The following is an 18,355-nucleotide window of genomic DNA, read 5'->3' as shown; positions in this document are numbered from 1 at the left end:
CAACGACACATGGACCTGAAATTCACCGCCGAAGAAGAGGCATTTCGCAGCGAAGTGCTGGACTTCCTCAAGGAGCGCCTTCCGCAGCGCCTCGCCGACAAGGTGCGCAACGGCAAGCACCTCACGCGCGAGGACATGGCGCAATGGCACGCCATCCTCAACGAAAAGGGCTGGCTTGCGAATCACTGGCCGCAGGAATACGGCGGCCCCGGCTGGAACCCCGTGCAGAAGTTCATCTTCGAGAACGAATGCGCGATTGCGGGCGCGCCGCGCATCGTGCCGTTCGGCGTGAACATGCTCGGCCCCGTGCTCATCAAGTACGGCAGCGAAGCGCAAAAGCGCTATTGGCTGCCGCGCATTCTCGACGGCGCGGACTGGTGGTGCCAGGGCTATTCGGAACCCGGCGCGGGCTCGGACCTCGCTTCGGTGCGCACGACCGCCGTCCTCAAGAAGGACAGCGACGGCGACCACTACGTGGTGAACGGCCAGAAGACGTGGACCACGCTCGGCCACTACGCGAACATGATCTTCTGCCTCGTGCGCACCGCCACCGACGTGCGCAAGCAGGAGGGCATCAGCTTCCTGCTGATCGACATGAATACGCCGGGGATCGAAGTGCGCCCGATCGTCACGCTCGACGGTGAACACGAAGTCAACGAAGTGTTCTTCACCGACGTGCGCGTGCCGGCCGTGAATCTCGTGGGCGAAGAGAACAAGGGCTGGACCTACGCGAAATATCTGCTCACGTATGAGCGCACGAACATCGCGGGCGTGGGCTTTTCCGTGGCCGCGCTCGCGCGCCTGAAGCGCGCCGCGCAGAAAATCACGCGCAACGGCCAGCCGCTCGCGCAAGACCCGCAGTTCGCCGCGCGTCTAGCGAAGGTCGAAATCGATCTGGAAAACATGAAGACGACCAACCTGCGTGTGATCGCCGCCGTGGCGGGCGGCGGCGTGCCGGGTGCCGAAAGCTCCATGCTGAAGATTCGCGGCACCGAGATCCGCCAGGAGATTTCCTCGCTGCTGCGCCGTGCGATGGGTCCGTATGCGGCGCCATTCGTCGAAGAAGCGCTGGAAGAGGGTTACGCGGGCGAAGCCGTCGGCCCGGACGAAGCCGCCAGCGCCGCCGCGCAGTACTTCAACAACCGCAAGCTGTCGATCTTCGGCGGCTCCAACGAAATCCAGAAGAACATCATCTCCAAGATGATTCTCGGTCTTTGAGAGGCGCGTCATGAATTTCCAGCACACTGAAGACCGCCGCATGCTTGCGGATACGCTGAACCGCTTTATCGCCGAGCAATATGGCTTTGCCGCGCGCGATGCCATCGCGCGCTCCACTGAAGGCTTCAGCGCCGACATGTGGCAACGTTTCGCCGAACTCGGCGTGATCGGCGCGCTGTTCGACGAGGCCGACGGCGGCTTCGGCGGCGCGGGTTTCGATGTGGCCGTCGTGTTCGAAGCGCTCGGGCGCGGCCTCGTGGTCGAGCCGTTTCTCGACACGCTGATCGTGGGCCGCGCGCTCGCGCATGCGGGCAGCGAAGCGCAGCGTGCGCGCATCGCATCGTTGATCGACGGCTCGCTCGTGGCCGCCCTCGCGCACGACGAGCCGGGCTCGCACTACGAAGAGGCGCGCGTAACGACGCGCGCCGAAAAGCACGGCGACGGCTGGGTGCTGCAAGGCGCGAAGGGCGTCGTGCAACACGGGGAACACGCGGACGCACTGCTCGTTTCGGCTCGCACCGCAGGCAACGAATTCGAGGAAGCCGGCATCTCGCTCTTTCTCGTGCCGCGCGACGCAGCGGGCGTGAGCGTGCGCGGCTACGGCAAGATCGACGGCGGCCGCGCGGCGGAAGTGACGCTCGATAACGTGGCGGTGAATGCCGACGCGCTCGTTGGCGCACAGGGCGGCGGCTTCGCGACGCTGGAACACGCGCGCGGCTACGGCCTCGTGGCGCTCGCGGCCGAAGCGCTGGGCGCGATGGATGTCGCGCGCGACTTCACGCTCGAATACCTGCGCACGCGCAAGCAGTTCGGCACGCCGATCGGCAGCTTCCAGGCGTTGCAGCATCGCATGGCGGACGTACTGCTCGAAATCGAGCAGGCGCGCTCGGCGGTCATCAACGCGGCGGCGGCCGTCGATGCGCCACGCGCGCAGCGCGAGCGCGCGCTTTCGGCCGCCAAGTACACGATCGGGCGCACCGGCGCACGCGTGGCCGAAGAGGCGATCCAGTTGCATGGCGGCATTGGCATGACGTGGGAATTGCCGCTCGCGCACTATGCGAAACGACTCGTGATGATCGATCATCAACTGGGAGATGAGGATCATCATCTCGCACGCTATATTGCGTTGGCGCGCGTAGCGGCCTGAGCCAGTATGAGGAGGCGAAGGCGCACCCTTCCCTCCAAAACGAACCAGGAGACATGCTCATGCAAAGCGACAACCCAAGCCTGCCGCTGTCAGGCGTACGCGTCCTCGATCTTTCACGCGTGCTGGCCGGACCGTGGAGCGCGATGGTGCTCGGCGACCTCGGCGCGGAGGTCATCAAGATCGAGCATCCCGACCGCGGCGACGACACGCGCGACTGGGGCGTGCGCGTCGGCAAGACCGAGACCGCGTACTTCAACAGCGTGAACCGCAACAAGCGCTCGATCACGCTCGATCTGCAAACGCCCGAAGCCCAGCAGATCGTACGCGATCTGGCGAAAACGAGCGACATCGTCGTTCAGAATTTCAAGTTCGGCGGCGCGGAAAAACTCGGGCTCGGCTATGCCCAGTTGAGCGCGGAAAATCCGCGCCTCATCTATTGCTCGATTTCGGGCTACGACCGCACCGGCCCCGAAGCGAAGCGCCCCGGCTACGATCTCGTGGTGCAGGGCGAAACGGGCCTCATGGCGATGAACGGCGAGGCCGACCAGCCGCCGCTCAAATTCGGCGTGGCGGCCGTCGATCTTTTCACCGGCATGTATTCGGCGCAGGCCATGCTCGCGGCGCTCTACGAGCGCGAGCGCACGGGCCGCGGACGCCACATCGAAATGGCGCTGTTCGACTGCGGCCTCATGATCACCGCGTACTACGGGCTCGAAGCGTTGCTGATCGGCGAAGACCCGCCGCGCTTCGGCAACGCGCATCCGTCGATCGTGCCGTATGGCGTGTTCGATGCGGCCGATGGTCCGATCGTCATCACCGTCGGCAACAATGCGCAGTTCGAGCGCTTTTGCCGCGAAGTGATCGAGCGCCACGACCTCGCCGACGACGCGCGCTACAAGACCAATATCCTGCGCGGGCAGAACCGCGAGACGCTCGTGCCCGAACTCACGCGCGAGCTGGCGAGCCGGCCTCGCAAGCTGCTGCTGGAACGCCTGGCGGGCGCGGGCATTCCGTGCGGCGAGGTGGCGGGGCTGCGCGAAGCGCTGCTCTCGCCGCGCGCCACGCAAGGCGGGCTTGTCACGCAGCAACCGCACCCGCATACCGAAAGCGGCACGACGCCGGTGCTCGCGCCGCCGTGGCGCTTCGACGGTGAGCGCATGCCCGTGCGCCGCGCGCCGCCGCAACTGGGCGAAGGCACGCGGGAAGTCTTGCAGGAAGCGCTCGGCTATTCAGCGCAGAAACTGGCCGAGTTGAAGGACAAAGGCGTTATCTAATTCAATGTGGATGGAGGGATGCAGTGAAGATTCTTGTACCTGTCAAGCGCGTGGTGGATTACAACGTGAAGGTTCGCGTGAAGTCGGACGGCACGGGCGTGGATATCGCCAACGTGAAGTTCTCGATGAATCCGTTCGATGAAATTGCCGTTGAAGAAGCGGTGCGGTTGAAGGAAGCGGGTGTCGCCACCGAGGTGATCGCGGTTTCTTGCGGTCCTTCGCAGGCGCAGGAAACGCTGCGCACGGCGCTCGCTATCGGTGCGGATCGCGCCGTGCTGGTCGAGTCGAACGAGGATCTGCAACCGCTGGCCGTGGCGAAGCTTTTGAAGGCGCTGGTCGATAAGGAACAGCCATCGCTCATCATCCTGGGCAAGCAGGCGATCGACGACGATTCGAACCAGACCGGGCAGATGCTCGCCGCCCTGGCGAACCTGCCGCAAGCCACGTTTGCTTCGAAGGTTGTTGTTGCCGATGGCAAGGCCACCGTGTCGCGTGAAGTGGATGGCGGCGCGGAAACGCTCGCACTCACGCTGCCCGCAGTCGTCACGACCGACCTGCGCCTGAACGAACCGCGCTACGTCACGCTGCCGAACATCATGAAGGCGAAGAAGAAGCCGCTTGAAACGGTCAAGCCGGAAGACCTGGGCGTTGACGTTACGCCGCGCCTGAAAACGCTGAAGGTCGCGGAACCGGCCAAGCGCAGCGCGGGCGTGAAGGTGCCCGACGTTGCGGCGCTGATCGACAAGCTGAAAACCGAAGCCAAGGTGCTGTAAGGGAGCGATTTGAAAATGACGATTCTGGTTATTGCCGAACACGACAACGCGAGCGTCAAAGCCGCGACGCTGAACACTGTGGCTGCCGCGCAGAAGATGGGTGGCGATGTTCACGTGCTGGTTGCTGGTCACAACGCGCAGGCCGCAGCCGATGCCGCAGCGAAGATTGCTGGCGTTGCGAAGGTGCTGCTGGCCGACGCGCCGCAACTCGAACAGGGTCTCGCTGAAAACGTCGAAGCGACGGTCATCAGCATTGCGAAGCAATACTCGCACATCCTCGCGCCGACCACGGCGGCGGGCAAGAACGTCACGCCGCGTATCGCCGCGAAACTCGACGTTGCACAGATCAGCGACATCACCGCTGTGGTCGCGTCCGACACGTTCGAACGTCCGATCTACGCTGGTAATGCAATTGCAACGGTCCAGTCCAACGATCCGGTCAAGGTCATCACCGTCCGCACGACCGCGTTCGACGCCGTCGCAGCCGAAGGTGGCAACGCCGCCATCGAAAAGCTCGAAGCCGCAGCGGACAGCGGCCTGTCGCAGTTCGTCAGCCGCGAAGTCACGAAGCTCGATCGCCCGGAACTCACGAGCGCGTCGATCATCGTCTCAGGCGGTCGCGGCCTTGGCAGCGGCGAGAACTACACCAAGGTTCTGGAACCGCTCGCGGACAAGCTCAACGCAGCCCTGGGCGCCTCACGCGCGGCCGTGGACGCGGGCTACGTGCCCAACGACTATCAGGTCGGCCAAACCGGCAAGATCGTCGCTCCGGGGCTTTACGTTGCCGTTGGCATTTCCGGCGCGATCCAGCATCTGGCGGGCATGAAAGACTCGAAGGTCATCGTCGCGATCAACAAGGACGAAGAAGCGCCGATCTTCAGCGTGGCCGACTACGGCCTCGTGGGCGACCTGTTCACGGTCGTGCCCGAACTCGCGGGCGCGCTCGGCTAACTCGCCGCGCCCCCGCCAGCCGCGTCGCCGCCGCGCGACGCGGCCCGCCTCCCCCAAACGGCGCCGATGCGCGCCGCATTTCCCGCTCCCGGCACGCCGTGACGCCCCGCCGCGCGCACTTGCGCGCGCCCGGTTATATTGCGCGTGAGGCCATGCGCGCCGTTTCCGGCAACGCACAGGCCGACAGCCGTTCCCCCTCGCGCGAGCGCCCCGAACGAACCCGTCCCGCTGATGGAGCACGCCTACGATCATTTGCTGCACCTGCTCGCCGCGCATGCCACGTGGACGCTCGCCTTTGTCGTGGTCGCCGCGTTCCTCGAATCGCTCGCCTTCATCGGCACGTTCATTCCGGGCAGCACGGCGATGTTCATCGCAGGCGCGTTCGCGGCCACGGGCACGATCAATCTCGGCTGGCTCTTTGTCTGCGCCATCGCGGGCGCCGTGGCCGGCGACGGCGTGAGCTTCTGGATCGGCCATCGCTACCGCGGCTCGCTCACCCAGATGTGGCCGTTCAGCCGCCACCCCGGCATTCTCGAGCGCGCACAGGCGTATTTCGTGAGCCACGGCACGCGCAGCGTGATCCTCGCGCGCTTCATCGCGCCGCTGCGCGCCGTGGTGCCCATCGTCGCGGGCATGGCCGGCATGGCGCCCATGCGCTTTTTCATGATGAACGTGATCTCCGCGCTCATCTGGGCGCCCGCGCATATCGTGCCGGGCGTGGTGTTCGGCGCCTCGCTCCAGCTTGCGGGCGCGGTGTCGTTCCGGCTCGTCGTCATCCTCGGCATCGTCGCGCTCGCGGTCTGGCTGATCTGGCGTTTCGTGCGCATGCTGCTCCTGCACATCGACAACTGGGCCAGCGCATCGCGGCGCAGCGCCGCCGAGTGGGCGGCGCAACATCCGGGGCGCGCCTCGCGCCGCCTCGCCCGTCTGCTCGACCCGGCGCAGCCCGCGCTTGGCGCGATCATCGTCATCACGGGCCTCGTGCCCGTGTGCGCGGCCGTGTTCTCCTATGTGCTCGACAACGTGCTGCGCGGCGCGCCGCTCGTGCAGCTCGACCAGTCGGTGCGCCAGTTCCTCCAGTCGATCCGCTCCACATGGGCCGACGAAGCGCTCGCGCGCGTGGAAACGCTCGGCAGCGGCTGGACGCTCGCGGCGCTCATCGCGACCGCGGCCGTGTGGATGGCGTTCGAGCGGCGCTGGCGCACCATTGCCTACTGGATGCTCGCGGCGAGCGTGTCGCAACTGCTCATCGTGATCCTGCGCTTCGTGATCCATCATTCGGCGCCGGACGGCGAGAGCGTCGAGGCTTACGTGTTCCCGAGCGACCGCGTGGCAACGATGGTGATCGTCTACGGCTTCGTGATGTTCCTGCTCGTGCGCCGCGCGAGCATGCTGGAGGCCGCGCTCGTGGCCGCGCTCGGCAACGCGATCATCGTTTCCGTGGCGTTCGCGGGGCTCTACTTCGACCGCTTCCTGTTCTCCGACGCCATCGGCGGCGCGGCCTTCGCCTCGATCTGGGTGGCGGCGGTCGTGCTCACCTCGCTGTGGCGCTACCCGCAGCGCCCGCCGCAGCGCGCGTACATGCCGCCCGTCGTGCTCATCGTGCTGGTCGTCTCGATTCTGCTGCAAACGGTGCCGCCGGGGCGCACCCCGGCGCCGCCGGCCAGCGCCACGGTGGCCTCGCGGCCGCCCGTGGTCATCTCGCAGCTCCAGTGGAGCGATGGCTTCTGGAAGACGTTTGCCTGCTACCGCTTCGACATGAAAGGCACGCGGCGCGAGCCGATGACGATCCAGTGGGCCGCGAACGCCGACGACCTGCGCGCCGCGCTGCGCGACGCGGGCTGGAGCGAAGGCCCGCAGTTCTCGCTGCGCAGCGTGCTCTCGCTCGTCGCCCCGCATGTGGATGTGATGTCGCTGCCGCTCCTGCCGAAGCTGAACAACGGCCTGCCTTCGCCGCTCGTGTTCTCCCGCGCGCGCCTCACGGGCGAGACCGGAGCACCCGGCAGCCGCCGCGACGTGCTGCGCTTCTGGCCTTCGGGCTACGCGCTCGCGCCGCGTGGCGGCAGCGGTGCGAATGGCGCGAATGGTGCGAATGGCGCAAATGGCAGCGCGGCCCTTGCGGGCATTGCGAACGGCCACGAGCCCACGCCGGTCTGGGTCGGCTCGTTGATCCACGAGCGGCTGCGGCGCGGCTCCTGGCCGTTCAACGCGATCGCGACCTACCCCGACGCCGACGCCACCGACCTCGCCGCCCCCGGCCAGCCGCCCGGCTGGCGCACGCTCACGCTGCCGGGCGCGGTAGGCTGCGAAGGGCGGCCCGTCAAGCTGATCGTCCAGGCGGGCCGCTAGGGACACGCTCGCGAGGGGCGTTTCAGGCCGTGCTTTCGGCCCAGCTTCCGGTGGCGTGGAAGCGGTCGATGCGCTTGCGCGCGTCCGCGTAGGCGGCGTCGAGAGCGGCGTCGGAGCCCGTGTAGTTGCGCATCATGTCGTGAAAGCGCACGCTGCGCCCTTCGACATGGGCGTCGGCGCCGTGGCGGCAGATATAGCCGCTGTAGTGGAACAGCGGCTCGGGCGAGCGCGGCCCGAACGCCGGAATCGGCAGCACCCAGATCTCGAAGCCTTCATGCTCGGTGTGGTCCCACATGGCGAGTCTCCTGTCGACATGACGCCGACTATCGTCGCACGGCACCCCGCTCGCCTGCAAACCGCCCCTTTCCGCGACTTTGGCTAAACTATGCGGGCGTAGCAAAATCCCCCGACTCCCTAGCGATACCCAAAATCATGACGCCGGCCTCACTCACGCAGGAACCGCAGTCCGTCTCCAGCGCCGTCACGCGCAACGCCTTCTTCATCGTTGCCACCGTCAACGACGACGCCGCGAGCCGCGCCACCGTGCGCGCCTGGTGCGCCGATGTCGCCAATCTCGTGCGCGCCGTGGGCAAGCGCGTGCCGGCCGGCAATCTCTCGTGCGTGGTGGGCTTTTCGTCCGACGCGTGGGACAAGCTGTTCGGCGAGCCGCGCCCGGCCGCGCTGCACCCGTTCCGCGAATTCGGCGCGGGCGAGCGCAAAGCCGTCGCCACGCCCGGCGACATTTTGCTGCACATCCGCGCCGACGAAACCGACCTGTGCTTCGAACTCGCCACGCAGCTCATGAACCGCCTCGAAGGCGCGGTCAAGACCGTGGACGAAGTGCACGGCTTTCGCAACTTCGACATGCGCGCGATGATCGGCTTCGTGGACGGCACCGAGAATCCCACGGGCAACGAAGCGGTTCACTTCACCGTGATCGGCGAGGCCGAAGACCCCGAATTCTGCGGCGGCAGCTACGTGCTCGTGCAGAAGTACCTGCACGACATGAAAGGCTGGAACGCGCTTTCCGTGGAGGCGCAGGAGCACATCATCGGCCGCACCAAGCTCCAGGACATCGAACTGGAAGACGGCGTGAAACCGAGCTGGTCGCACAGCTCGCTCACGACGCTCGAAGACGACGCCGGCAACGAGATCAAGATCCTGCGCGACAACATGCCGTTCGGCCGGCCCGGTTCGGCCGAATTCGGGACCTACTTCATCGGCTACGCACGCACGCCCGCGCCGATCGAACAGATGCTCGAAAACATGTTCGTCGGCTCGCCGCCTGGCAACTACGACCGTCTGCTCGACTTCAGCCGCGCCGTCACCGGCGGCCTGTTCTTCGTGCCCTCGCAACCGCTGCTCGAAGCGCTCGCCGACGTCGAGCCGGGCACCGCGTCCACGATCGAAGTCGACGCCGCCACCCCATCAGAAACAGACACCGAGCCTGCCGCCGCGTCCTCCGCGGACGGCTCGCTCGCCATCGGATCCCTCAAAGGAGCACCCCGGTATGAATAACCTCCATCGCGAGCTGGCGCCCATTTCCACGGCCGCGTGGTCGCAAATCGAAGAAGAAGTCGCGCGCACCTTCAAGCGCTCGCTCGCGGGCCGCCGCGTCGTGGACGTCGAGGGCCCCGGCGGCGCGGCGCTCGCGGCCATCGGCACGGGCCACCAGAACGGCATCGAGGCGCCGCTGGAAGGCATCCGCGCGCGCCAGCGCGAAGTGAAGGCGCTCGTCGAGTTGCGCGTGCCGTTCGAGCTGTCGCGCGAAGCCATCGACGACGTCGAGCGCGGCGCCGAAGACTCCGACTGGCAGCCGGCCAAAGACGCGGCCACGCGCCTGGCGTTCGCGGAAGACCGCGCGATTTTCGACGGCTATACGGCCGCGCAGATCACGGGCATTCGCGAAGGCACGTCGAACCCCGTGCTGCCGCTGCCGGCCGACATCGCCGAATATCCGGAGATCATCGCCAAGGCGCTCGAACAGTTGCGCCTGCAAGGCGTGGACGGCCCCTATGCGGTCCTGCTCGGCTCCGACGCATACACGGCCGTGAGCGAAGCGAGCGATCAGGGCTACCCGATCCTTGAGCACATTCGCCGTCTCGTGAATGGCGAGATCATCTGGGCGCCGGCCATCGAAGGCGGTGCGATCGTGAGCACGCGCGGCGGCGACTTCGCGTTCCATATCGGTCAGGACGTGTCGATCGGCTATTCCTCGCACGACGAACTGAGCGTGCGCCTTTATCTGCAAGAGAGCTTCACGTTCATGCTGCTCACGGCCGAGGCCTCGGTGGCGGTGAAGCCCGAGTAAGTTCGCGTTGATGCGCGGGCAATGAAAAATGGGCGCTTCTTTCGAAGCGCCCCTTTTCTTTCATACCTTGCGTTCAGACATTACTGATAGAAGTTCACCGTCACGACCGCCGAGCGGCCCGGCGCCCAGGTCGCGTAGATCGGGTACGCAGACTGGTAGTACTCCTTGTCGAAGATGTTGTTCACGTTGAGCTGAACATCCACTTTCTTCGACACGCGCCACGTCGCCGAAGCATCGAAGCGCGCGTAGCCCGGCGTCCACTTGCGCGAAGTCGCCGCCACCGATGCGTAGGTCAGGCTCGACACCGTTGCGCCCGCACCCAGCGTCAGCTTCGGCAACACGTCGTAGCTCGTCCACAGCGTGAAGTTGTGCTTGGGCACCATCACCATCGGCAGGCCGGAGAGCGTGGGGCTCGCCGGGCCGGCATTGGTCGTGATGGCGTCGAGATACGAATAGCCGCCGAACACGGACCACTTGCTCGTCACGTTGCCCGCGAAACCGAATTCGAAGCCGCGCACGCGCTGCGAGCCCGCGTTGATCGTGCCGCCCAGGCCGTCGCTCACGCGCGCGTTGGTCTTGTCGGTCTGGAACAACGCCGTGGTGAGCGAGAGGCGCTGGTCGAGCACGTCCCACTTCGCGCCCACTTCGATGTTGCGCGCGCGCTCGGGGGCGAGATCCTGGTTGGTCACCGTGATCTGGTCGGTGCCGCCGCCCAGACCCGAGTTCGAGCCCGGCGGGTTCGCCGAGGTGCCGTACGACGCATAGAGGCTCACGTTCGGGATCGGCTTGAACACGAGGCCGAACTGGTAGCTGAAGAGGTTCGAGATGTTCGACAGATCGGCCACGCCCGCTTGCTGCGCGCTCACGTCATAGCGGTCGAAGCGCAGGCCCGCGTTGAAGATCCAGCGCTCGGAAAGCTGCACGCTGTCGAACAGATAGGCCGAGGCGATGTTCGTTTGCGTGTGCGTGGCGGGCCCCGGGAAGCTCTTGTCGCCGTTGAGCACGATGCTGCCCGTCCACGGGTTGTTCGGGTTCCAGCCGCCGTAGAGCGACGTGCAGTTGTACGCCACCGTGCACGGGCCGCCCGAGCGGATGTTGTTGCCCGCCGAATCGCTCACGAGATAGCCCTCGTAGCGGTCCTGCTCGTGGCTGAATTCCACGCCTGCCGTAAGCGTGTGGCGCATGCCGTAGAGATCGAACTTGCCGTTCGCCTCGGTCTGGTTCGCCACGCTGTTGGTCGCGTACTTACCGCTCTTGGCCTGGAGGCTGAGGATGTTCGAGGTCGCGCTCGTCAACTGCGGATTGGTCGCCACGTAGTCGAGCGTCGAGCGCCCGAACATCGTCGTGTTCTTGATCTTCCACGCGTCGTTGATGCGGTGCTCCACCTTCACTTCGCCGGTGTCGGTCTGGCCGTAGCGATAGTCGCGCGTGTTCAGGCCGAAGAACTGGCCGCGGCTCGTCGAAACCGGCGTGCCGCCCGTCGAGCGGAACGGCACGCTGAAGTCGGGCATGTCGTAGCTGTTCAGGTGGTAGTAGCTCACCGTGACCGTGGTCGGCGTGTTCAGGCCGAACGCGATCGAGGGCGCCACGCCCCAGCGCTTGCTGTACACGTCGGTGCGGCCGGCCTGGTCGGCGTCGTGGCCCATGGCGTTCAGGCGGAACGCCGTGGTGTCGTTGAGCTTCTGGTTCCAGTCGATGGTGGCGCGCTTGTAGCTGTCGGTGCCGAGACCCACGCTGCCGTTGATGAAGTTGTCGGCCTGCGGCGCCTTGGTCGTGATGTCGATGCTGCCGCCCACCGACCCGCGCCCGGCGTACACCGAGTCGGGGCCCTTGATGACGCTGATGTTCTCCACGTCGAAGGTTTCGCGGTTCTGCACGCCCGAGTCGCGCATGCCGTCCACGAAGATCGAGTTGCGCGACTCGAAACCGCGAATCACGGGGCGGTCCGCCGAGGGATTCGCCGCCGCGTCGCCGCCCAGGAAGGTAATGCCGGGCACCGTGCGCAGCGCGTCCTGGAACGTCGTGACGTTCTTTTCCTTGAGCACTTCCTCCGGGATCACCGTGACCGAGCGCGGCGTGTCGATGAGGGGCGCGGTGAACTTGTACGAGCTGAGCGCCTTCGTCTGCATCTCGGACGGCGCCGAAATGACCTTCACGGCAGGCAACGTGCTTTCCGCGGCCGTGGCGGCCGTGGCGGCGGCGTCAGGGGCGGCGGCCGATGCAGCCACAGGTGCGGCGGGCGCGGTCTGCGCGTGCGCGAGGGTCGAGGCGAAGAAACCGGAGCAATAGAGGGCTGCGACGGAGGCGATTGCGCGCATCCGCGTCGGAAATTGGGCGGGCATGGGTTGCGAGTTGGTCGGTGACGGGCGTTCTATCGTTGCGGCGAGCGTCACGCGCCCCGTACGCTACAAAGAATCCGGCGATTTATCGTATTTACGAATGCACATCATTCTCATTCGCCATAGCGATTGTAATGAAAGGTTATATTTGTGTAAACATTCAATACGCAAATCGTGAGCGCCGTGTGGCGCGAGGCGGGCTTTTGACGGGGCTGACTGACGGGGCTGACTGACGGGGCTTTTGACAGGACTGACTGACAGGACTGACTGCGCGGGATGACAGCCGGTATGATGGCGGGCTCGCTGCGGACGACGCCTCGTTCGCGCGCCCGTATCCATTCACGACGACTGAGGAAGACCGCCATGACGGCAGCATCGCAATTCGACCAGGTTTCCGTAATCAAACGCGCCAACGTCTACTTCGACGGCAAGTGCGTCTCGCACACCGTGCTGTTCGCCGACGGCACCCGCAAGACGCTCGGCGTGATCCTGCCGGGCACGCTGAATTTCGGCACCGACGCGCCCGAGCTGATGGAAGTGCAGGCCGGCCAGTGCCGCATCCGCCTTGCGGGCAGCGACGAATGGAAGACCTACAGCGCCGGCGAGTCGTTCTCGGTGCCGGGCAACAGCCGCTTCGACATCGACGTGGTCGAGACGCTCGACTACGTTTGCAGCTACCTGTAAGCCTCGCAGCGTCGCTGGAAAACGCCCGCCGCGTGGCTCGCGGCGGGCGTTTTCGTTTTCGTTTTCATTTTTGCGTTCGTTCCGGTTCGCGCGGCGCGCACGCCCGATGACGCGCTGGACGCGCCGCCCGAACGCCCTCGCTACAATGGGCGCCAGCCCTTCGCCCCATCATTTCCAGGCTTTCCGTCACGCCGTGTCGTCCCTCACGCCCCCCCTCACTCCACGCCCGCGCGCCAGCGCCGAGCGTCCGCCGGCGCGCAGCCCGCTCGTCACGCTCGCGGTCGTGACCGTGCTCACCGGCATCGGCGCGGGTCTGGGCGGCATGCTGCTCGCGCTGCTGCTGCACGCCATCCAGCACGTCGCGTATGGCTACGGCGCGGGGCACATCATCGGCAAGGAAAGTTTCCTGCAAGGCGTGACGGATACCGCACCGTGGCGGCGCGTGGCGGTGCTGGTGGTGTGCGGGTTGATCGGCGGCGGCGGCTGGTGGGCGCTCTATCGCTACGCCCGTCCGCTCGTGAGCATCAGTGCGGCGATCAAGCCGGGCGGCCCGCGCATTCCTCTCTTTTCGACCACCGTGCACGCGCTGCTACAGATCGTGACCGTGGCGATGGGTTCGCCGCTCGGGCGCGAAGTCGCCCCGCGCGAGATCGGCGCCGCGATCGCGAGCTGGCTCTCGCGGCGCACGGGCCTCACGGCCGCCGAACGCCGCGTGATGATCGCGTGCGGCGCGGGCGCGGGGCTCGCGGCGGTCTACAACGTGCCGCTGGGCGGCGCGATGTTCGTGCTCGAAGTGCTGCTCGGCACCTTCGGCTGGTCGGTGGCGGTGCCGGCGATCGCCACCTCGGCCATCGCGGCCGTGGTCGCGTGGATCGGCCTCGGCGACGAGCAGCAATACCACGTGCCCGCCTACGCCATCAACGCGCAGCTCGTGGTGTGGTCGGTGCTGTGCGGGCCGATCTTCGGCGCGGCGGCGCACGGCTTCTCGCGCGTGACGAGCCGCGCGCGCGACGCCTCGCCCAAGGACTGGCGGCTGCCGCTCTACGCCGTGATCAATTTCGCGGGTATCGGCGTGCTGGCCATCTGGTTTCCGCAGTTGCTCGGCAACGGCAAGGGCCCGGCGGGCCTGAGCTTCGACAACGATCTCGGCATCGGGCTCGCGGCCGTACTGCTCGTGCTGCGCGTGCTCATCACGACGACCACGCTGCGCGCGGGCGCGAAGGGCGGTCTGCTCACGCCGGGGCTCGCGAACGGCGCGCTGCTCGCCATCGTGATCGCGGGCCTCGCGAACCACGTGTGGCCCGGCCTTTCGGCGGGCACGTTCGCGATCATCGGCGCGGGTGCGTTTCTCGCCGCCTCGATGCAGATGCCCATCACCGCGACCGTGCTGATTCTGGAGTTCACGCACGTCAACCACGATCTCGCGATTCCGTTGCTGCTCGCCGTGGCCGGGTCGGTCTCCACGCTGCGCCTGCTGGCGCGCGCGCAGCGTCCTTCGCGCGGCGTGCCCGCCGCACCGGGCGAGCGCGAGCGGCGGCTCGCCGCGCTGCGCGAACCGACCGCGCGCGAAGCCTCGGACTGAAACGCCAACGGACGATCAGGCGCCGAGATCCGCCAGCGGATGCGCCTCGGCGCGCCACGGCGACGCAAGGAAATGCTGCACGCGCTCGGCCCGCACCTCGGGCAGCGTTGCGGGCGCCCAACGCGGCTTGCGGTCCTTGTCGACGAGATGCGCGCGCACGCCTTCGCAGAAGTCGCCCTCTTCGATCGAGCGGCCCACGATGCCAAGCTCCATGCGGAAGCACTCGGCAAGCGTCATCTGGCGGCCACGCAGCAGCGCTTCGCGCGTGACTTCGAGCATCGTCGGCGAATAGTGCGTGAGTGCTTCAAGCGTGGCTTCGAGCCAGGCGCGCTCGCTTTCCGTGTGCTCGCGTTCGAGGTCCGCATGCAGCGAAGCCACGATCTGCCCGACATTCGCGCGGCGCTCGAAGTGGCGCGCGATGAGCGGCGTGAATCCGGCAAGCTTGCCTTCATCCGCCTCGTGGCACGGCGCGACGAACACCTCGCGCAGCGCTGCCAGCACATGGCCCGCTTCATCCTTCCATTGCGCGGCCGCGAGGCGCGCTTCGTAACCGTCGAGCCATTCGCCGGGCACGCAGGCGTCGGCGAGATGGCAGTGAACCGCGTCGGCGCCGGTGAGCATCGCGCCGGTCAGGCCCACGTAAAGCGCCATCTCCGGCGGCATCTTCGAGAGGAAGTGCGTAGCGCCCACGTCGGGCAGCAGGCCGATACGCGTTTCCGGCATCGCGATCTTCGTGCGCGTGGTCGCGACGCGCAGCGCCGCCGCCTGGCCAAGCCCCATGCCGCCGCCCATCGTCACGCCGTCGAGCAGCGCGACGAGCGGCTTGGCGAACGTGTGGAGCGCGTAGTCGAGCCGATATTCATCGACGAAGAATTGCTGCCAGCCGTGCGCACCGTCGCGCTCGTTCGCGCGCGCGAGTTGATAAAGCGCGCGCACGTCGCCGCCCGCGCAAAAGCCCTTCGGGCCCGCGCCTTCCAGCACGAGTGCGACAATGGAGTCGTCCGAGCGCACGCGCTCCAGCAGCACGGCCAGCTCGCGCACCATGGCGTGCGAAAGCGCATTGAGCGCCGCAGGGCGATTGAGCGTGACGATCGCCACGCGGTTGACCACGCGAAACAGCACTTCCTGCGCGGTTTCCTGCGCAGTTGCGTGTTCACGCTGGGCGCAAGCGGGTGTTGCATTCATTGCTTAGTTCTCCATTTCAATGTGCCAGCGCGGCTTGCGTTTCTCCAGGAACGCGTTGACGCCCTCGCGCTGGTTCGGCGAATCGAACAAATCGACGAAGCTTTCGCGCTCGACCGCGAGCGCCGCGCCACGCGGCACGCCGTTGCGCGCCTGATGGATCAGCGACTTGCTGGCGCTCACCGCCTGCGGGCTCAGGGAGGCCACGCGCCCCGCCATGGCGAGCGCGGCCTCGCGTGCGCCGCCCGTCGCGACGACTTCCTCCACGAGACCGATGCGCAGCGCCGTTTGCGCATTGACGCGCTCGCCGGTGAGAATGATGCGCTTGGCCCAGCCTTCGCCCACGAGCCACGGCAAGGTTTGCGTGCCGCAGCCGCAAGGCAGCAGCCCCACGGCGGGCTCGGGCAGCGCGAGCTGCGCGTGTTCCTCGGCAATGCGGATATCGCAGGCGAGCGCGCACTCCAGGCCGCCGCCCATCGCATAGCCGTTGATGGCGGCGATCACCACGGGCCGCGCCTGCTGCACGGCTTCGAAGGCCGCGCCGAACGCGCTCGCCGCCGTGCGCGCGACCTCGCGCTCACCGCCCGCGAACGCATTGAGGTCGGCGCCCGCGCTGAAAAACTTCGGCCCGCTGCCGGTGATAACGACGGCGCGCACCTGCGGCTCGCGGTTGAACGCCTCGATCACCTGCTGAAGCTGGCGCAGGCCGTCGATCGTAAAGGCGTTGGCAGGCGGGCGCGAAAGCGTGAGCAGGACCACCGCGCCATCATGCGCGTATTCGAATTCGATCATTTCGGACTCCGTGTGGATATCAGCGCAGTTCGGGGAAATCCTCTTCCCAGTACTCGTCGGGCTGGCGCGCGGGCTCGGCGCTGCGCTCCATTTCGCGGCGGCGCAGCTCGACGCGGCGGATCTTGCCCGAGATGGTTTTCGGCAGATCGCTGAATTGCAGGCGGCGAATGCGCTTGTACGGCGCGAGCTTTTCGCGCGAGAAGCGGAACACCTCGCGCGCAAGATCGGGACCGGCCTCGTAGCCCTGGCGCACGATCACGAACGCTTTCGGCACCGAGAGACGCAGCTCGTCCGGGCTCGGCACGACGGCCGCCTCGGCAATCGCCTCGTGCTCGATCAGCACGCTTTCCAGTTCGAACGGACTCAGGCGGTAGTCCGACGACTTGAACACGTCGTCGGCGCGGCCCACGTACACGTAGTAGCCGTCGTCGCGGCGCAGCGCCACGTCGGAGGTGTGGTAGTAGCCGTTGCGCATGGCGTGCTCGGTCGCCTTCGCGTTGTTCGCGTAGCCGGTCATCAGGCCAAGCGGGCGCTCCGACGCATTCGGCCCGAGCGGCAGCGCGATTTCGCCTTCGCTCACGGGCTGGTCATCGGGGTCGACGAGCGCCACGCGGTAGCCCGGCAGCGGACGACCCATCGCGCCCGCCACCACGGGCTGTCCCGGCGAGTTGCCGATCTGGCAGGTCGTTTCCGTTTGCCCGTAACCGTCGCGGATCGTGATGTCCCAGGCGTTGCGCACGCGCTCGATGATCTCGGGATTGAGCGGCTCGCCCGCACCGACGATCTCGCGCAGCTTCACCGCATGCGAGGCGAGCGGCTCCTGCACGAGCATGCGCCACACCGTGGGCGGCGCGCACAGCGTGGTCACGCCGCACTGCACGAGCGCGGCGAGTGTGTCTTTCGGCACGAAGCGCGCGTAGTTGTAGACGAACACGCAGGCCTGCGCATTCCACGGCGCGAAAAAGCAGCTCCACGCGTGCTTGGCCCAGCCCGGCGAGCTGATGTTCCAGTGGATGTCGCCCGGCATGAGGCCGATCCAGTACATCGTCGAAAGGTGGCCTACCGGGTAGCTTTGGTGCGTGTGCTCGACGAGCTTGGGTTTGGAGGTCGTGCCCGAGGTGAAATAGAGCAACATCGGGTCGGTGGCGCGCGTGGGGCCGTCGGGCGTGAAGGCGGGGTTCGTTTCGTAGGCGCGGGAGAGATCGATCCAGCCTGCCTGTGGGCCGCCCACCGCGATGCGCTTCACGTCGGCATCGAGCGCGTCGAACTTGCCGAGTTCGGCGGCGTCGACCACGACGTAGCGCGCACCGCCCGTTTCCACGCGCTCCCGCACGTCGTCGGGCGAAAGCTGCGTCGTGGCGGGCAGCACCACCGCGCCGAGCTTCATCGCCGCGAGCATTACGTCCCACAGTTCGACGCGATTGGGCAGCATGAGCAGCAGACGGTCGCCGCGCGCGACGCCCTGCTCGCGCAGGAAGTTCGCCATGCGCGAGGAACGCTCGGACATCTGCGCGAACGAATAGCGCGTGCCGCCGTTCGCGAGATCGTCGACGATCCAGAGCGCCGGATTGTCGTTGCCGCGCGCCATCACGTCGAAGTAATCGAGCGCCCAATTGAAGGTGTCGAGCTTCGGCCAGGTGAATTCATCGTAGGCGCGCGCGTAGTCGGTGCGGTGACGCAGCAGCAGATCGCGTGCGTCGATGAAGGCCTGCGCGGAAGGGGTGAACCCGGTCATCGTCGTCTCCATAGATTG

General features: G+C 66.8%; 15 protein-coding genes. 10 read left to right on the top strand and 5 right to left on the bottom strand.

Features of this window, described 5'->3' with window-relative positions; genetic code table 11:
• Positions 1–9 precede the first annotated feature (9 nt).
• The 6 genes from C7401_RS09025 to C7401_RS09000 all read left to right on the top strand — a co-directional run bounded on the left by C7401_RS09025 (position 10) and on the right by C7401_RS09000 (position 7,712).
• Positions 10–1,218, top strand: coding sequence for an acyl-CoA dehydrogenase family protein (locus tag C7401_RS09025; protein WP_112171025.1), 1,209 nt, complete (start codon positions 10–12; stop codon positions 1,216–1,218).
• Between the two features lie 10 nt (positions 1,219–1,228).
• Positions 1,229–2,365 carry an acyl-CoA dehydrogenase family protein gene (locus C7401_RS09020; protein WP_112171024.1) on the top strand — a complete coding sequence of 379 codons (1,137 nt, stop codon included), beginning with the start codon at positions 1,229–1,231 and terminating at the stop codon, positions 2,363–2,365.
• Positions 2,366–2,424: 59 nt separating this feature from the next.
• Complete coding sequence (locus C7401_RS09015) at positions 2,425–3,639, top strand: CaiB/BaiF CoA transferase family protein (protein ID WP_112171126.1); 1,215 nt, start codon at positions 2,425–2,427, stop codon at positions 3,637–3,639.
• A 23-nt stretch (positions 3,640–3,662) separates the two neighbouring features.
• The gene (locus tag C7401_RS09010) at positions 3,663–4,412 is read left to right on the top strand and encodes an electron transfer flavoprotein subunit beta/FixA family protein (RefSeq protein ID WP_112171023.1); all 750 of its coding nucleotides are present in this window, start codon (positions 3,663–3,665) and stop codon (positions 4,410–4,412) included.
• Positions 4,413–4,427: 15 nt separating this feature from the next.
• Positions 4,428–5,363, top strand: a complete 936-nt coding sequence (locus C7401_RS09005; RefSeq protein ID WP_112171022.1) for an electron transfer flavoprotein subunit alpha/FixB family protein — start codon at positions 4,428–4,430, stop codon at positions 5,361–5,363.
• A 231-nt stretch (positions 5,364–5,594) separates the two neighbouring features.
• On the top strand, positions 5,595–7,712 hold the full coding sequence (locus tag C7401_RS09000; protein WP_112171021.1) for a VTT domain-containing protein: 2,118 nt from the start codon (positions 5,595–5,597) through the stop codon (positions 7,710–7,712).
• Positions 7,713–7,734: 22 nt separating this feature from the next.
• Here C7401_RS09000 and C7401_RS08995 read toward each other — a convergent pair whose 3' ends face one another.
• Positions 7,735–8,007, bottom strand: a complete 273-nt coding sequence (locus C7401_RS08995) for a hypothetical protein (protein ID WP_112171020.1) — start codon at positions 8,005–8,007, stop codon at positions 7,735–7,737.
• 137 nt (positions 8,008–8,144) lie between these two features.
• Between C7401_RS08995 and C7401_RS08990 the strand changes: the two genes are divergently transcribed.
• On the top strand, positions 8,145–9,230 hold the full coding sequence (locus C7401_RS08990) for a Dyp-type peroxidase (protein WP_112171019.1): 1,086 nt from the start codon (positions 8,145–8,147) through the stop codon (positions 9,228–9,230).
• Positions 9,223–10,023, top strand: coding sequence for a family 1 encapsulin nanocompartment shell protein (locus C7401_RS08985; protein WP_112171018.1), 801 nt, complete (start codon positions 9,223–9,225; stop codon positions 10,021–10,023). The genes C7401_RS08990 and C7401_RS08985 overlap by 8 nt, the downstream gene beginning before the upstream one ends.
• Before the next feature lie 80 nt (positions 10,024–10,103).
• On the opposite strand, the gene C7401_RS08980 is transcribed toward C7401_RS08985, so the two are convergent.
• Entirely contained in the window at positions 10,104–12,365 is a 2,262-nt protein-coding gene (locus tag C7401_RS08980) for a TonB-dependent receptor (RefSeq protein ID WP_112171017.1), read from the bottom strand.
• A gap of 360 nt (positions 12,366–12,725) precedes the next feature.
• Between C7401_RS08980 and ppnP the strand changes: the two genes are divergently transcribed.
• Positions 12,726–13,046: a pyrimidine/purine nucleoside phosphorylase gene (ppnP, locus tag C7401_RS08975; protein ID WP_112171016.1), complete on the top strand. Its 321-nt coding sequence runs from the start codon at positions 12,726–12,728 to the stop codon at positions 13,044–13,046.
• Between the two features lie 193 nt (positions 13,047–13,239).
• Complete coding sequence (locus C7401_RS08970) at positions 13,240–14,628, top strand: chloride channel protein (RefSeq protein WP_373864428.1); 1,389 nt, start codon at positions 13,240–13,242, stop codon at positions 14,626–14,628.
• A gap of 15 nt (positions 14,629–14,643) precedes the next feature.
• Here the strand turns inward: C7401_RS08970 and C7401_RS08965 are convergent, their stop codons facing one another.
• From C7401_RS08965 to C7401_RS08955, 3 genes are read right to left on the bottom strand one after another with little or no spacing between them, the layout of a single operon-like run.
• Positions 14,644–15,813 (bottom strand): enoyl-CoA hydratase/isomerase family protein, encoded by a 1,170-nt coding sequence (locus tag C7401_RS08965; protein ID WP_112171014.1) that lies wholly within the window; start codon positions 15,811–15,813, stop codon positions 14,644–14,646.
• Between the two features lie 3 nt (positions 15,814–15,816).
• The gene (locus C7401_RS08960) at positions 15,817–16,602 is read right to left on the bottom strand and encodes an enoyl-CoA hydratase (protein ID WP_112171013.1); all 786 of its coding nucleotides are present in this window, start codon (positions 16,600–16,602) and stop codon (positions 15,817–15,819) included.
• A gap of 19 nt (positions 16,603–16,621) precedes the next feature.
• Positions 16,622–18,337 (bottom strand): AMP-binding protein, encoded by a 1,716-nt coding sequence (locus C7401_RS08955; protein WP_112171012.1) that lies wholly within the window; start codon positions 18,335–18,337, stop codon positions 16,622–16,624.
• Positions 18,338–18,355 lie beyond the last annotated feature (18 nt).

The sequence above is a fragment of the Paraburkholderia unamae genome (genome assembly GCF_003268775.1).
Lineage (GTDB): Bacteria > Pseudomonadota > Gammaproteobacteria > Burkholderiales > Burkholderiaceae > Paraburkholderia > Paraburkholderia unamae.
The sequence above is the reverse complement of the archived record's forward strand: the minus strand, read 5'-3'. Positions and strand labels throughout refer to the sequence as shown.

Bases quoted from the DNA above. Each gene is read 5' to 3' on its own strand.
- C7401_RS09005 (WP_112171022.1), top strand. From the start codon at position 4,428: ATGACGATTCTGGTTATTGCCGAACACGACAACGCGAGCGTCAAAGCC.
- C7401_RS08995 (WP_112171020.1), bottom strand. From the start codon at position 8,007: ATGTGGGACCACACCGAGCATGAAGGCTTCGAGATCTGGGTGCTGCCG.
- ppnP (WP_112171016.1), top strand. From the start codon at position 12,726: ATGACGGCAGCATCGCAATTCGACCAGGTTTCCGTAATCAAACGCGCC.
- C7401_RS09015 (WP_112171126.1), top strand. From the start codon at position 2,425: ATGCAAAGCGACAACCCAAGCCTGCCGCTGTCAGGCGTACGCGTCCTC.
- C7401_RS08990 (WP_112171019.1), top strand. From the start codon at position 8,145: ATGACGCCGGCCTCACTCACGCAGGAACCGCAGTCCGTCTCCAGCGCC.
- C7401_RS08985 (WP_112171018.1), top strand. From the start codon at position 9,223: ATGAATAACCTCCATCGCGAGCTGGCGCCCATTTCCACGGCCGCGTGG.
- C7401_RS09020 (WP_112171024.1), top strand. From the start codon at position 1,229: ATGAATTTCCAGCACACTGAAGACCGCCGCATGCTTGCGGATACGCTG.
- C7401_RS08980 (WP_112171017.1), bottom strand. From the start codon at position 12,365: ATGCCCGCCCAATTTCCGACGCGGATGCGCGCAATCGCCTCCGTCGCA.
- C7401_RS09025 (WP_112171025.1), top strand. From the start codon at position 10: ATGGACCTGAAATTCACCGCCGAAGAAGAGGCATTTCGCAGCGAAGTG.
- C7401_RS08965 (WP_112171014.1), bottom strand. From the start codon at position 15,813: ATGAATGCAACACCCGCTTGCGCCCAGCGTGAACACGCAACTGCGCAG.
- C7401_RS08960 (WP_112171013.1), bottom strand. From the start codon at position 16,602: ATGATCGAATTCGAATACGCGCATGATGGCGCGGTGGTCCTGCTCACG.
- C7401_RS09000 (WP_112171021.1), top strand. From the start codon at position 5,595: ATGGAGCACGCCTACGATCATTTGCTGCACCTGCTCGCCGCGCATGCC.
- C7401_RS08955 (WP_112171012.1), bottom strand. From the start codon at position 18,337: ATGACCGGGTTCACCCCTTCCGCGCAGGCCTTCATCGACGCACGCGAT.